The organism is Streptomyces sp. NBC_00483 (assembly GCF_036013745.1).
Classification (GTDB): Bacteria; Actinomycetota; Actinomycetes; order Streptomycetales; family Streptomycetaceae; genus Streptomyces.
The window spans coordinates 4,573,062-4,586,970 of sequence record NZ_CP107880.1 but is presented as its reverse complement, the minus strand read 5'-3'; the positions used below and the strand labels follow the sequence as shown (position 1 = coordinate 4,586,970).

The following is a 13,909-nucleotide window of genomic DNA, read 5'->3' as shown; positions in this document are numbered from 1 at the left end:
ACCATGAACGGGTGTCGGCAGATGGAATGAGCGGTCCCCGCTTGCGGGACTAAGCTGCGGAAGGACAGGGAGGGGACCGACCCCTAACTGCCTGACCGCTCTGAGGAGCGATTAACGATGTTCGAGAGGTTCACCGACCGCGCGCGGCGGGTTGTCGTCCTGGCTCAGGAAGAAGCCCGGATGCTCAACCACAATTACATCGGCACCGAGCACATCCTCCTGGGTTTGATCCACGAGGGCGAGGGTGTCGCCGCTAAGGCCCTGGAGAGCCTCGGGATTTCGCTCGAGGCGGTCCGCCAGCAGGTGGAGGAGATCATCGGTCAGGGCCAGCAGGCCCCGTCCGGGCACATCCCCTTCACCCCCCGTGCCAAGAAGGTCCTGGAGCTGTCGCTCCGCGAGGCCCTTCAGCTGGGCCACAACTACATCGGCACGGAGCACATCCTGCTCGGCCTGATCCGTGAGGGCGAGGGCGTCGCCGCCCAGGTCCTGGTCAAGCTGGGAGCAGACCTCAACCGGGTGCGGCAGCAGGTCATCCAGCTGCTCTCCGGTTACCAGGGCAAGGAGACCGCCGGCGCCAGTGGCGGTCCTGCCGAGGGCACGCCCTCCACGTCCCTGGTGCTCGACCAGTTCGGCCGCAACCTGACGCAGGCCGCTCGTGAGACCAAGCTCGACCCGGTGATCGGGCGCGAGAAGGAGATCGAGCGCGTCATGCAGGTCCTGTCGCGCCGGACCAAGAACAACCCGGTCCTGATCGGTGAGCCCGGCGTCGGCAAGACGGCGGTCGTCGAGGGACTGGCCCAGGCGATCGTCAAGGGCGAGGTGCCCGAGACGCTGAAGGACAAGCACCTCTACACGCTTGACCTCGGCGCGCTGGTCGCCGGCTCCCGCTACCGCGGTGACTTCGAGGAGCGCCTCAAGAAGGTGCTCAAGGAGATCCGCACCCGCGGCGACATCATCCTGTTCATCGACGAGCTGCACACGCTGGTCGGTGCGGGTGCCGCGGAAGGTGCCATCGACGCCGCTTCGATCCTGAAGCCGATGCTGGCCCGCGGTGAGCTGCAGACCATCGGTGCGACGACGCTCGACGAGTACCGCAAGCACCTGGAGAAGGACGCGGCCCTCGAGCGCCGCTTCCAGCCGATCCAGGTCGCGGAGCCGTCGCTGCCGCACACGATCGAGATCCTCAAGGGTCTCCGTGACCGCTACGAGGCCCACCACCGCGTCTCGATCACGGACGAGGCCCTCGTCCAGGCCGCGACGCTGGCCGACCGGTACATCTCGGACCGCTTCCTGCCGGACAAGGCGATCGACCTGATCGACGAGGCCGGTTCCCGGATGCGCATCCGTCGGATGACCGCGCCGCCGGACCTCCGCGAGTTCGACGAGAAGATCGCGGGCGTGCGTCGCGACAAGGAGTCGGCCATCGACTCCCAGGACTTCGAGAAGGCGGCCTCTCTCCGCGACAAGGAGAAGCAGCTGCTCGCCGCGAAGGCCAAGCGCGAGAAGGAATGGAAGGCCGGCGACATGGACGTCGTCGCCGAGGTCGACGGCGATCTGATCGCCGAGGTCCTCGCGACCGCCACCGGCATTCCGGTCTTCAAGCTGACCGAGGAGGAGTCCTCGCGTCTGCTGCGCATGGAGGACGAGCTCCACAAGCGGGTCATCGGCCAGAAGGACGCCGTCAAGGCGCTCTCGCGGGCGATCCGCCGTACGCGGGCCGGTCTGAAGGACCCGAAGCGTCCGGGTGGTTCGTTCATCTTCGCCGGTCCGTCCGGTGTCGGTAAGACCGAGCTGTCCAAGGCGCTCGCCGAGTTCCTCTTCGGTGACGAGGAGGCGCTGATCTCCCTCGACATGTCGGAGTTCAGCGAGAAGCACACGGTGTCGCGTCTCTTCGGTTCGCCCCCCGGTTACGTGGGCTACGAAGAGGGCGGTCAGCTGACGGAGAAGGTGCGGCGCAAGCCGTTCTCGGTGGTTCTCTTCGACGAGGTCGAAAAGGCTCACCCGGACATCTTCAACTCGCTGCTGCAGATTCTGGAGGACGGTCGCCTGACCGACTCCCAGGGTCGCGTCGTGGACTTCAAGAACACGGTCATCATCATGACGACCAACCTTGGAACCCGTGACATCTCGAAGGGCTTCAACCTGGGCTTCGCGGCCATGGGTGACTCGAAGTCCAACTACGAGCGCATGAAGAACAAGGTGTCGGACGAGCTCAAGCAGCACTTCCGTCCCGAGTTCCTCAACCGTGTCGACGACGTCGTCGTCTTCCCGCAGCTCAGCCAGGACGACATCCTCGAGATCGTCGACCTGATGATCACGAAGGTGGACGAGCGCCTCAAGGACCGCGACATGGGCATCGAGCTCTCGCAGTCCGCCAAGGAGCTGCTGTCCAAGAAGGGCTACGACCCCGTGCTCGGCGCGCGTCCGCTGCGGCGCACGATCCAGCGCGAGGTCGAGGACAGCCTGTCGGAGAAGATCCTCTTCGGCGAGCTGCGCCCGGGCCACATCGTGGTCGTGGACACGGAGGGCGAGGGCGAGAACAAGACCTTCACCTTCCGCGGCGAGGAGAAGGCGGCACTGCCCGACGCTCCGCCGATCGAGGACGCGGCTGCCGGTGGCGGCCCGAACCTGAGCAAGGAGGCGTAACCCCTCCGGGGCGAGCCTGATACGGGTGGGCCCGAGCTGTTCCTGACGGAACGGTTCGGGCCCACCCGTTTTCGTGCCTCAGCGCTGGTCGACCGTGACCCGCGCGCGCGGGAACAGCCGGGCGTACCGCTCGGGTGGGAAGACCGCGCCGGGGGCCGTCTGCAGGACGAGGCGGCGCACGCCGGGCAGGCGGTACGGGAGGGGGCCCAGGTCCTCGGTGCCGTGCAGGGCCGGGAGGCGCAGATCCTCGATGCCGGGGAGCTCGGGCAGGGCCTCGATGGATTCGGCGTGGTCGGTGAAGAGGACCGAGTTCAGGTAGAGGTGCGTCAGGGCGGGGAGCCCGACGACGTGGCGCCAGTCCTCGGCGGTCGGCGCGGCCGTGAGCCGGCCGAGGCTCAGGGTGGTCAGCGTGGGCCAGGCGCCGAGGCCGCGCAGGCCGGTGTCGCGGGCGGCGTCACCGCCCAGGAACAGGAAGTCCAGTGGGGCTCCGGTCGGCAGTGCCTCGTCGAGCGATCCGGCCGTGAGCTCCCCGTTCAGGGACAGTCGGCGCAGCGAGTTCAGGGCGGACAGGCCCGTGAAGTCACTGTGGTCGTACGTGAGGTCGGTCAGCGGCAGACCGGCCAGCGCGCCGAGCCCGTGCGCGGCCGGGCAGCCCGCCGCCCACAGCCCGGTCAGGGCGGGGAGCACGGCCAGGGCGCCGAGATCCCCGGCCAGCGGGTTGTCCTGGAAGTAGACGAGGTTCACGGTGTCCGGGGCCGGGATCGCGGCGACCACGTCGGGCAGCGCGTGCGGGCCGCGGAATTCCAGCTGGTGCCAGGGCCGCATCCCCGCCAGTGCCGCGCGCTGCTCGTCGGTCTCGCAGGTGACGAACAGGCTGTCGCGCTCCAGGTGGTCGAGCACCTCCGCCGCGTACTCCCGCGTGGGGAACCGGCGCCAGGTTCCCGCCAGTTGACGCCGTACGTCGAACGACGGGTGGGCCCGGAAGCGGCGCAGCACCCCGAGTGAGCCCGCCGGTTCGGCGCTGCCGAGGAGTGAGGCCGTGATCACGACCCCGTATGCCTCCGCGTCGGCGAGTCCGTCAGGGCCCGGCAGCAGCTCCAGGGCCAGCGGGCCCGCTTCTGCCAGTTCGTGGGCGGCCTCGGGGGTGCTAGGCGGGATCAGCTCCCCGGCCGCCCGCTCCACCTCGGCACGCACCGAGGGATCCAGGGCCGTCGCATGTTCCAGACAGGCGAGCGCGAGGAGGGTGAGGCGCGCAGTGCCGTAGGAGAGCAAGTCCCGCAGCAGCTGGGCGCGTTCGCCGGGGCGGGCGTGGGCGACCGTCATGCGGATCGCGTCCTCGCCCTGGGGATCGTCCGCGAGGCGCTGCACGAAGGGAAGCGCGTGGCCCTCCTCCACGGCGTAGCGGGCGGCCAGATAGTCCTGGAAGGTGCGGTGCGCGAAGTCGACCGTGTCGTCGGCGGGTTCGCGTAGCAGGCCGCTGCGGAGCAGCAGGGTGCGCAGCACGGCCGCCGCGTCGCCGTGCGCCGCCGCCGAGGCCACGGCGGGCAGCCGGCGCTCCAGCGCGCCGATGGCGTGCTCGCGGTTCATCTCGGTGCGGCCGCTGAGGACGAGGGCGTACGCGAGGTGCTGGAGGAGGTCGGCCTGGGCCTCCTCGCTCAGCTCGGGCACGGCCATCCCGCGCTCCCGGTCGCGCCGGGCCAGCAGCATCGTCAGCGCCGCGTCGTACAACTCCTTGCGGCCGGTGGGCAGATAGCCGCGTCGTTCGCGGTGCAGCGCGCAGATCAGGCCGCACATCAGGGGATTGGTGGCGAGGCGGGCCAGATCGCGTTTGGTGCGCAGCGAGTCCAGGAGCGGCGCCTCGTAGGGGAGGGCGTCGGCCGCCGTGTGCCAGCGGTGCACGAAGGTGGCGACGTCGGCGGAGCGCATCGGCGGCAGCAGGACCTCGCGGAAGTCACTGTCGGCGAGCCAGTCGGACCGTACGGCGGTGGGGCGTGAGGTGAGCAGCCAGCGGTTGCCGGGGTACGCGGCGACGAGGCCGCGCAGCCAGTCGCGCACCCGGTGGCGGTCGGCGGTGGGGATCTCGTCCAGGCCGTCCACCATGACCAGGGCGCGGGAGGCGGCGAGGACGCGGCCCACCCACCCCTCGGGCGCGGTGAGCGGGCAGGACACCGTCGTCAGGAACGCGTCGGGGGCGGGCAACGGTCCCCCCGCCAGGGTGCGCAGCGGCAGCACGAACGGGATCCGGTCCCCGTCCGCGGCGGCCCGGGTCGCCAGCCACTGGATGAGTGTCGTCTTGCCGGATCCCGCGTCGCCGCGCAGCAGCACCTGGCCCCGGTCCGGATCCGTGTCGAACGCCTCCTCCGCGCGGATGCGGACGGTCGCGGCGGCGGGTGCCCCGGTCGCCTCGTCGAAGGCCTCGGTCGGCGCCGCTGTCGCCTCCAGGCTCAGATACGCCACGTCCAGGGGCCAGCGCTCGGGGGCCTCGAGCAGGTCGATGCCGTAGATGGTCAGATGCCGGTGGCGGTCGGTGATGTGCCGGGCGTAGCGCTCCTCGAAGGCGGTGTCGGCCGCGTCGGCGGGCGGTGTACGGGCGATCAACTCGTCGGTCTTGGCGAGGGCCTCGGCCTGCCCCCGGCTCTGCTCCACCAGCGTCCGCGCCACAAAGGTCGACCGCTGCGTGAAGAAGTGCAGGATGTGGACGCAGGACCACTCCGTGAGCGAGTCGAGGAAGTACGTCGCGTCGGCCGAGAGCTCCGGTGTGGGCGCCGCGCGGCGCAGGGCGTGTGCCAGGGCGCGCGGGCCGAGGCGGACCGCCTGGACGTCGTCCATGGTCAGGTCGCCGAGCGCATGCAGGGTGCGGGCCAGGGCGAGGACGACCGGTTCCTGCTCCTCGTACGGGAACGGGGGCTCGCCGGGCCCGGCCACCGCCGCGTCGACCAGCTTGCGGGCGAGCCGTTCGAGGTCCGCCTCCGTAAGGGTGCGCTTCTCGCCCCGGAAGGAGACCAGGCCGGAGATGCGTACCGGCTTGTCCGTCAGGCCCGCTCCCGGGCCCTCCTGGACGAGGAGTTTCTTGAGCGCCGGGGCGATCACGCTCGATGCCAGACGGGTGCCGAGGGCAGCGGGATCCATGGTTCGGGAGCGTAGCCCCGGTCACATCCGCGGGGGGTTGGATCTTGCCGGTCGGTGACTTGCCGCACAGGACGTGCGTCACGTACTAACGGAAATAGTGGGATGAGGGGGGTCTGGGTAGGTCGTTACGCGATTGAGGGGTTCTAGTGATTTGTCTGTTTGGTTGGAGAGGTGTGCCCGCCCGGTCCGGGCTTACGGCGATGAAGTGGGCTTAAACCAGGGATGAGGGCATAAATCGGGCGTCTTTCGTCCCGACCTGGCGGCGGTCCGGTCGGAACGACCCTCGGAGTGGGTCTACGAAGACATGTCGTAGATGGGCGTTTTGGGCGGCGATGGGCGGTGGGGTTACCAAGGGATGGCCGGCCCGGCAGCACGAGGCAGTGCGCCGGGCCCCTTCATGTCCCAGTTCGAGAGGTCTGCCCATATGTCGAAGCGCACCCAGTCCCACCGCCCCGGTACGTCGATGCTCCGCAAGCGTGCCGCCGTCGTGGCCGCCGGATTCGGAGTGTCGGCGCTGCTCGGGACCGGGGCCGCGGTCGCCGACTCCGCAGACGCCACCGCCCTCCCCGGTATCGCCTCCTCCTCCGTCGAGGCCCAGGCCACCGCCCAGGCCAAGGCCGCCGACAACGCCGCGAAGGCGAAGAAGGAGGCCGAGGCGAAGAAGAAGGCCGCCGAGGCCAAGAAGAAGGCGGCCGAGGAGAAGAAGGCCAAGTCCTGGATCGACCCGGTCAAGGACTACGAGCTCTCCGCCGGTTACTCGCAGGGCGGCGCCATGTGGGCCAGCGGTCACCACTCCGGCCAGGACTTCGCCGTGCCCGTCGGCACCGATGTCTCCGCCGTGCACGGCGGCACCGTCGTCAAGGCCGGCGGCAACGGCGCCGGTGACGGCGCCGCGTACGGCAACGCCATCGTCATCAAGCACAGCGACGGCACGTACTCGCAGTACGCGCACCTGTCGAAGATCGACGTGAAGGTCGGCGACACGGTCGGCACGGGCGACCACATCGCGCTGTCCGGCGACACCGGCAACTCCAGCGGCCCGCACCTGCACTTCGAGATCCGCACGACGGCGGACTACGGCTCGGCGGTCAACCCCGTCTCCTTCCTGAAGAAGGAGGGCGTGAGCGTCTGACGACGCTTACCGCACCGGCCCGTCAGCTCTGATGGGCCCGGGTGACCAGGTCGGAGGCGACCTCGAGGATGGCCTTGCGCTTCTCCTCGGGGTCGCCTTCGACGTCTTTGAGGACGAACATTCCGGCGTGCATCGAGAACAGCGCGCTGAAGCAGCGGACCCGGTCGGTCAGCGTGACGTGCTCGGGGAGCAGATGGTCGAGGAGTGACGTCATCCGCTCCTTGAAGTTCTCGCCGATGCTCAGCTCGCGCATCGTCGCCTGGTTCTCCTGCATGAAGCGGAAGAGCGGGGCGGCGTGGGCCAGCGCCTCCGAGTAGTGGCCGAGGATCTCGAGCTTGGCCTCCAGCGTCGACGGCTGTTCGGCGGCCCACGCGATCACGTCGTCGATCGGCCTCATCAGGTCCGTGAACAGACTGACGACGATGTCTTCCTTGGTCTTGAAGTGGTAGTAGAGCGCGGCCTTCGTCACACCGAGGCGCTCGGAGATCTCCCGCAGCGACGTCTTCTCGTAGCCCTGCTCGGCGATGAGCTCCAAGGTCACGTCCTGAATGCGCTGGCGGGTGTCCCCGCGGCGCTGCTGCGGCTTACTGCTGCCCGTGACCATCGGTTGCTGCCTCTCGTGCCCTTGTCGAGCCCTTGGGAAAAAACTTACTTGACGCCCGGCTAGTTGGCGCTCTACTTTCCCCATTGTAGGTAACTAGCCGGGCGACAAGTAAGTCCCGGGTGACGCAGGGGGAGTGGGGACCATGACACAGGCGGCGGCACAGCCCGCGACAGCGGATCAATCGGATCGATCGGATCAGTCGTCGGTGAAACAGCCGCGCAGCGTACGCGTCGTGCTGCTCGCGCTGATGCTCGCCATGTTGCTGGCCATGCTCGACAACATGATCGTGGGCACCGCGATGCCCACCATCGTCGGCGAGCTGGGCGGGCTCGAGCACTTGTCGTGGGTCGTCACCGCGTACACGCTCGCGACCGCCGCCTCCACGCCGCTCTGGGGGAAGATCGGCGACATGTACGGCAGGAAGGGCGCCTTCCTGACCTCCATCGTGATCTTCCTGCTCGGCTCCGTGCTCAGCGGAATGGCCCAGGACATGGGACAGCTGATCGGCTTCCGAGCCATTCAGGGCCTCGGCGCCGGTGGTCTGATGGTCGGGGTCATGGCCATCATCGGCGATCTGATTCCGCCCCGTGAGCGGGGCAAGTACCAGGGCATGATGGCCGGCGTGATGGCGCTCGCCATGATCGGCGGGCCGCTCGTCGGCGGCACCCTCACCGACCACCTCGGCTGGCGCTGGGCCTTCTACATCAACGTGCCGCTCGGCATCCTCGCCCTCGTGGCGATCACCGCCGTGCTGCATCTGCCGAAGAAGCGGTCCGGGGGGTCCATCGACTATCTGGGCGCCGCGCTGCTCACCGTCGGCATCACCTCGATCGTGCTCGTGACCACGTGGGGCGGGAGCGAGTACGCCTGGAACTCCGCCGTGATCATGGAGCTGATCGGGATCGGCGTCGCCGCGCTCGTCGGGTTCGTGTTCTCGCAGACCAGGGCCTCCGAGCCGATCGTGCCGCTGCACATCTTCCGCAACCGCAACTTCACGCTGATGTCCGTGATCGGCTTCATCACCGGCTTCGTGATGTTCGGCGCGGTGCTCTTCCTGCCGCTGTACCAGCAGTCCGTACAGGGCGCGTCCGCGACCAACTCCGGTCTGCTGCTGCTTCCGATGCTGCTCGCGATGATGGTCGTCTCGCTGATCGCGGGCCGGGTCACCACCAACACCGGCAAGTACAAGGTGTTCCCGGTGGCGGGCAGCATCCTGATGATCACCGGCCTGTTCCTGCTCGCGCAGATGGACACCCAGACCTCGCGGTTCACGTCCGGGCTCTACATGGCCGTGCTCGGCGCCGGGATGGGCTGCCTGATGCAGATCACGATGCTGGTCGCGCAGAACAGCGTCGAGATGAAGGACATGGGCGTCGCGTCCTCGTCCACCACCCTGTTCCGGACCCTCGGCTCGTCGTTCGGCGTCGCCATCATGGGCGCGCTGTTCAACAACCGGGTGCAGGACGTCATGGCGGAGAAGGCCGGGGCGCTCGGCGGGAAGGTCACCGAGCAGTCGGCGCAGCTGGACGCGGCAAGCCTGGCGAAGCTGCCGGAACAGGCGCGGGAGGCCTACCAGTTCGCGGTCTCCTCCGGCACGCACTCCGCGTTCCTGCTGGGCTCCGTGGTGGCCCTCGGCTCGCTGCTCGCGGCGGTCTTCGTCAAGGAGGTCGTACTGCGAGGCGCGGCGCCGACTCCCGGCCCCGAGGACGCCGTGCCGAGTGATGAGGCCGCGGTGAAGTCCGGCTGACCCCGGCTCCGATCGGTTCGAGCGGTCCCCGGTGCCCTACGGCGCCGGGGACCGCTCTGTCGTGGGGTGCGGTTCAGCGGCCGGTCGGCAGGTTCGCCCCGCCGGTGCAGTCCAGGACCACGCCGGTGAGGAACCCGTTCATGGCAAGGGAGTTGATGGCCTGCGCCACTTCCTCGGGGCGGCCGACGCGGCCCACAGGCGTGGTCGCCGCGAGCCCCGCGAACAGCTCCTTGCGCTGCTCCTCGGGGACCCGGCCCCACCAAGGGGTGTCGATGACGCCGGGCGATACGGCGTTGATCCGGCGCGGGGCGAGCTCGACGGCGAGCGGCGGGATCATCGCCTCCAGCGCGCCGTTGATCGCGGCCAGGCCCGAGGTGCCGGGGAAGGCCGCGCGGGCAGAGGCCGCCGTGATGAGGGTGATCGACGCGTGCTCGGTCAGCCGCGGCAGCGCCGCCTTCAGGATGCGCAGGTGGGGCCAGAACTTGGCGTCGAAGCCGTGCGCCAGGTCGTCGAGGTCCAGGTCGGCGAACGGGCCGCTGCCCGCCGCGCCGCTCACCGCGACGACGAGGTGGTCCACGGGCGCCGTGGTGGCGAAGAAGGCCTCGATGTCGCCCTGATCGGTGGCGTCCATGCGGTACGTGATGGTCTTGCCGCCGATCCGCGCGGCCGCCTCGTCGAGCTTGGCCCGATCGCGGCCGGTGATGGTGACCTCGGCGCCCTGTGCGGCGAACAGCGCGGCGGTGGCCTCGCCGATGCCGGAGCTGCCGCCCATGACGACGGTGTGGGTGGGTGTGCCGGAGGGTGTTGCAGCAGTCATGGTGACCCTGTCCTCTTGGTCCCGGAGTTCCCTGGGTGGTTGACGAGACCGTCGGTCTCGATAGAGTGAGTGTTGCCGAGACTGTCAGTCTCGTCAAGAGGTTTCCGGCGGAAAGGCCGCCGGAACTCCCGTATCTCGTATCTCGTATCTCGTATCTCGTACGGAGAAGGTGAGTCGCATGCCCCCAGAGCGCGCCCACACCGGACGCCGGCGCAACGAGGAGGCGCGCCGCGCCGTCCTCGACGCCGCCCTGCGGCTGCTCGCGGACGCGGACGGCGCGGCGGTGAGCGTGGACGCCATCGCGAAGGAGGCCGGCGTCGGCAAGCAGACGCTGTACCGGTGGTGGCCCTCGAAGGGTGCGGTGCTCCTCGACGCGCTCACGGACCGCGCCGACGCGGAGGTGCCCGCTCCCGACTCCGGCGCGCTGCGCGGGGACCTGCGGGCGGTGGTCGCCGCGACGTTCGCGGGGGCCCAGCGGGACCCGGTCGCCCCGGCCCTGCGCACGCTCGTACGCGAGGCCGCGAACGATCCTCATCTGGCGGACCTGGTGCGGGAGTTCACGGGGGCGCGGCGGGCGGCGCTGCGCGAGGTACTGGAGCGGGGGCGGGAGCGCGGCGAGCTGGCGGACGACTGCGACGTGGAGCTGATGGTGGACCAGGTCTACGGAGTCTTCTGGTACCGATTCCTGCTGGGGCACGCGCCGTTGGGCGAGGCGGAGGCGGTACGGCTCGCGGACTCCCTTGTACGACAGGGGAGTTGACCGGGGCGGGGGCTCATGTGCGTACGACGTGGGAGAGCCGGTCGGGGCGGGGGCTCACGTGCGTACGACAGGGGAGAGCGGGGAGAGCCGGCCGGAGCCGGGGCTCACTTGCCGCCCGGCAGGCGCACCATCGGGAAGCTTCCCGTGTTCGTCGGTGCGTGTTCCGGGAGCCACAGCACTGCCACGGCGCCCTCGGCGGGGGCGTCGTGGTCCGCTCCCTGCGGGCGGATGTTGCGGAACGTGAGGCGGGCGCCGAGCACCCGGGCCTGGCCCGCCGCGATCGTCAGGCCCAGGCCGTGGCCGTGGCCCGCGCGGTCGGCGGCGCCGGTGCGGAAGCGGCTCGGCCCTTCCTCCAGGAGCTCCTCCGGGAAACCGGGGCCGTGGTCGCGCACCCGGAGCACCCGGCCCTCGACGCTGACCTCGATGGGTGGGCGGGCGTGCTTGGAGGCGTTGGCCAGCAGGTTGAGGAGGATGCGCTCCAGGCGGCGCGGGTCCGTCGTCACCTCGGACTCGTGGATCACCCGGACGGTGACGCCGTCGCCCGCGCGGGCCGCGATCCGGCGGTCCACGAACTCGCCGAGCATGATGTCCTGCAGCTCGGCCCGCTCGGCGGCGCTGTCGAGCCGGGCCACTTCCAGGACGTCCTCGACGAGCGTACGCATCGCCTGCGCGCGGTCCTTGACGAGTTCGCTGGGCCGCCCGGGAGGCAGCAGTTCGGCGGCGGTGAGCAGCCCGGTGACCGGTGTGCGCAGCTCGTGCGCGATGTCGGCGGTGACCCGGCGCTCGGCCTCCAGGCGCTGCTTCAGGGCGTCGGCCATCGCGTCGACGGCCTGCGCGAGATCGTCCGTCTCGTCGAGTACGACACCGCCGATGGCGCGGCGGACGCGGACGTCGCTCTGGCCGGCCGCGACATCGCGGGCCGCGCTCGCCGCCTTGCGCAGCCGGCGGGAGAGCTGGCCGCCGATGAGGACGCCGAGCGCGCTGCCGCCGAGCACAACGGAGATCGAACCGATGAGCAGCGCCTTGTCGAGGTCCTTCATCACGGTGGCGCTGCGGTCGGCGAACCGGGTGTGCACCGAGAGGATCCCGCCGTTGCTGAGCGGGACCGCGGCCCAGATGTCGGGGACGCCGCTGGCCGACTCCGACACGTAGGTGACACGGCGGCCCTCGCGGGCCTTCGCGCGCAGGTCGGGCGGGAGCGCCGGGTCGTCCACCTTGAAGCCGACGGGCAGATTGCCGCCGCGCGCCTCGTACTGCCGCTGCACGAACTGGATCCGCTCGTCCTGCACGTCCCGCGCGTTGTCCAGCATCGAGACGCGGGCCGCGTTGTGCACGACGAGGCTGAGCGCGACGGCGACGAGTGCGCCCACGAAGGCGATGGCGACGCTGATCTTCCAGCGCACGCCGGTGCGCAGGCCGTGCGGGATCCAGGAGCGGGCGGATTTCCGGGCGCCGGCCGATGTTCCGGCGGCGGCCGGCTTCTTCGCGGCATCCGTGGCGCCAGTGGCACCCGACGTACCCGTGACGCGCGGCGCCGGGACGGCGGACGCCGAAGCGGAAGTCGCCGACGCGGTAGACGCCGAAGCGGAAGTCGCCGACTTGGTCTCCGACCCGGTCCCCGTGGTGCCCTTCCTCATACGCGCAAGTCCCATCAGCCCGGTCAGGCCTTGAGCTTGTAGCCGAAGCCGCGGACCGTCTCGATCCGGTCCTGGCCGATCTTCGTACGCAGCCGCTGCACATGGACGTCGACGACGCGGGTGTCGCCGCCCCAGCCGTAGTCCCACACCCGCTCCAGGAGCTTGTCGCGGGACAGTACGGAGCCGGGCGCGGAGGAGAACTCGAGCAGCAGGCGCATCTCGGTGGGCGTCAGGGCCACCGGCTCCCCGCCCTTGCGGACCTCCATGCCGTCCGTATCGATCTCCAGGTCGCCGAAGCGCAGCGCCCCGTGGTCGGGCGCGAGGCTCTCCTCGGCCGCACCGGAGGCGGCCGCGGCGCCGCCCGCGTGCCCGAAGCGACGCAGCACGGCGCGGATCCTGGCCACGAGCACCGCCCCGTCGAACGGCTTCGTCACGTAGTCGTCGGCCCCGGCCTCCAGGCCGAGCACGACGTCGATGGAGTCCGCGCGCGCGGAGAGCATGATCACCGGAACCGTCGACTCGTCGCGGATGCGGCGGCACAGGGAGACCCCGTCCAGCCCCGGCACCATCACGTCGAGCAGCGCGATGTCCGGCCGGTTCGACCGGAACGCCTCCAGGCCCGCGAGCCCGTCCGGCATCGCGGTGACCACGAAACCGTCGCGCTCCAGGGCCAGCTGGGTGGCCTCGCGGATGACGTCGTCGTCCTCGACGAACAGGACGTGCGTCGGCTCGCCCTTGCGTTCACCGCCCATGCCGGCCATCCGTTCTCTCCTCCACCACGTGTCTCAGCCGCCGTCGTCCGAAGGCGCGGGGCTCGCCCCGTCCACCGCGTTGCTGTAATCGTTGTGCGTGCGGCTCTCCTGGGCGAATCCGTGGCCGCTCCATCGGTACGTGAGGATCTCCTCGCCCGACGGTGAGGCGACCGAGTCACCCTTTTCGTACACCTGCTTGGTTACCACGAGATCACCCCGGTCGATCTCCGCGTACACCGGGGGCTCCTCGTCCCTGAAGACATTCTTGTACGTGCCGCCCTCGTCGCGATACACGTACGTGCCGATGCCGACCGCGTCTCCGCAGGTCATCACGTTGACCACGACGTCGCTGCGGGAGCTGCCCGTCAGCGTTCCGTAGCTCACGTCGACCGGGTACTCGTCCGCCACGCACGGCTTCAGGTCACGCTTGATGTCCGCGCTCACCTTCGGGTCCTGCTTGACCAGCCGCACCGCTTGGGTGGTGCTCGGGGCGCTCGGTGAGGCGGAGGCCGAGGGGCTCGCGTTGCCCGCCGCCGTCGACCCGACCGGGTCCGTGCGGGCGGGGCCCTCGTCACGGGCGCCGGTGCCTCCGGTCGAGCATGCCGCGAGGCCCCCGGCGAACAGCCCGAGGGCGGCGAGCCCGGCGATCGCCGCGCCCCCCGCCTTCATGCCCCGCTTCAGGGCG

At 70.2% G+C, this 13,909-nt stretch carries 10 protein-coding genes; 4 read left to right on the top strand and 6 right to left on the bottom strand.

The genetic code is table 11. The annotated features are described in order from the left end of the window. Positions 1 to 117 precede the first annotated feature (117 nt). Positions 118 to 2,646 (top strand): ATP-dependent Clp protease ATP-binding subunit, encoded by a 2,529-nt coding sequence (locus OHA73_RS20345; RefSeq protein WP_266711304.1) that lies wholly within the window; start codon positions 118 to 120, stop codon positions 2,644 to 2,646. A gap of 78 nt (positions 2,647 to 2,724) precedes the next feature. On the opposite strand, the gene OHA73_RS20340 is transcribed toward OHA73_RS20345, so the two are convergent. Further along, positions 2,725 to 5,775 (bottom strand): NACHT domain-containing protein, encoded by a 3,051-nt coding sequence (locus OHA73_RS20340; RefSeq protein ID WP_327655776.1) that lies wholly within the window; start codon positions 5,773 to 5,775, stop codon positions 2,725 to 2,727. Between the two features lie 424 nt (positions 5,776 to 6,199). Between OHA73_RS20340 and OHA73_RS20335 the strand changes: the two genes are divergently transcribed. Continuing rightward, positions 6,200 to 6,907, top strand: a complete 708-nt coding sequence (locus tag OHA73_RS20335; protein ID WP_266711302.1) for a M23 family metallopeptidase — start codon at positions 6,200 to 6,202, stop codon at positions 6,905 to 6,907. Positions 6,908 to 6,929: 22 nt separating this feature from the next. Here the strand turns inward: OHA73_RS20335 and OHA73_RS20330 are convergent, their stop codons facing one another. Continuing rightward, positions 6,930 to 7,511 carry a TetR/AcrR family transcriptional regulator gene (locus OHA73_RS20330; RefSeq protein ID WP_266711301.1) on the bottom strand — a complete coding sequence of 194 codons (582 nt, stop codon included), beginning with the start codon at positions 7,509 to 7,511 and terminating at the stop codon, positions 6,930 to 6,932. A gap of 142 nt (positions 7,512 to 7,653) precedes the next feature. Here OHA73_RS20330 and OHA73_RS20325 point away from each other — a divergent pair, with 142 nt between their 5' ends. Continuing rightward, positions 7,654 to 9,258 carry an MDR family MFS transporter gene (locus OHA73_RS20325; protein WP_443063101.1) on the top strand — a complete coding sequence of 535 codons (1,605 nt, stop codon included), beginning with the start codon at positions 7,654 to 7,656 and terminating at the stop codon, positions 9,256 to 9,258. 73 nt (positions 9,259 to 9,331) lie between these two features. Here the strand turns inward: OHA73_RS20325 and OHA73_RS20320 are convergent, their stop codons facing one another. After that, entirely contained in the window at positions 9,332 to 10,075 is a 744-nt protein-coding gene (locus tag OHA73_RS20320) for an SDR family oxidoreductase (protein ID WP_327655774.1), read from the bottom strand. A 178-nt stretch (positions 10,076 to 10,253) separates the two neighbouring features. On the opposite strand from OHA73_RS20320, the gene OHA73_RS20315 reads away from it, so the two are divergent. Beyond that, on the top strand, positions 10,254 to 10,835 hold the full coding sequence (locus tag OHA73_RS20315; protein WP_327655773.1) for a TetR/AcrR family transcriptional regulator: 582 nt from the start codon (positions 10,254 to 10,256) through the stop codon (positions 10,833 to 10,835). A 104-nt stretch (positions 10,836 to 10,939) separates the two neighbouring features. On the opposite strand, the gene cseC is transcribed toward OHA73_RS20315, so the two are convergent. The 3 genes from cseC to OHA73_RS20300 are packed head-to-tail and all read right to left on the bottom strand — an operon-like array spanning position 10,940 to position 13,893. Beyond that, entirely contained in the window at positions 10,940 to 12,472 is a 1,533-nt protein-coding gene (gene cseC / locus OHA73_RS20310; protein WP_327655772.1) for a two-component system sensor histidine kinase CseC, read from the bottom strand. A gap of 23 nt (positions 12,473 to 12,495) precedes the next feature. Then, positions 12,496 to 13,224, bottom strand: a complete 729-nt coding sequence (cseB, locus tag OHA73_RS20305) for a two-component system response regulator CseB (RefSeq protein ID WP_266718680.1) — start codon at positions 13,222 to 13,224, stop codon at positions 12,496 to 12,498. Between the two features lie 33 nt (positions 13,225 to 13,257). Further along, on the bottom strand, positions 13,258 to 13,893 hold the full coding sequence (locus OHA73_RS20300) for a hypothetical protein (RefSeq protein ID WP_327658492.1): 636 nt from the start codon (positions 13,891 to 13,893) through the stop codon (positions 13,258 to 13,260). Positions 13,894 to 13,909: the final 16 nt, after the last annotated feature.

Coding starts and splice junctions, on each gene's coding strand:
- OHA73_RS20315 (WP_327655773.1), top strand. CDS start 10,254: ATGCCCCCAGAGCGCGCCCACACCGGACGCCGGCGCAACGAGGAGGCG.
- OHA73_RS20330 (WP_266711301.1), bottom strand. CDS start 7,511: ATGGTCACGGGCAGCAGTAAGCCGCAGCAGCGCCGCGGGGACACCCGC.
- OHA73_RS20320 (WP_327655774.1), bottom strand. CDS start 10,075: ATGACTGCTGCAACACCCTCCGGCACACCCACCCACACCGTCGTCATG.
- OHA73_RS20340 (WP_327655776.1), bottom strand. CDS start 5,775: ATGGATCCCGCTGCCCTCGGCACCCGTCTGGCATCGAGCGTGATCGCC.
- OHA73_RS20335 (WP_266711302.1), top strand. CDS start 6,200: ATGTCGAAGCGCACCCAGTCCCACCGCCCCGGTACGTCGATGCTCCGC.
- OHA73_RS20300 (WP_327658492.1), bottom strand. CDS start 13,893: ATGAAGGCGGGGGGCGCGGCGATCGCCGGGCTCGCCGCCCTCGGGCTG.
- cseC (WP_327655772.1), bottom strand. CDS start 12,472: ATGAGGAAGGGCACCACGGGGACCGGGTCGGAGACCAAGTCGGCGACT.
- cseB (WP_266718680.1), bottom strand. CDS start 13,224: ATGGGCGGTGAACGCAAGGGCGAGCCGACGCACGTCCTGTTCGTCGAG.
- OHA73_RS20345 (WP_266711304.1), top strand. CDS start 118: ATGTTCGAGAGGTTCACCGACCGCGCGCGGCGGGTTGTCGTCCTGGCT.
- OHA73_RS20325 (WP_443063101.1), top strand. CDS start 7,654: ATGACACAGGCGGCGGCACAGCCCGCGACAGCGGATCAATCGGATCGA.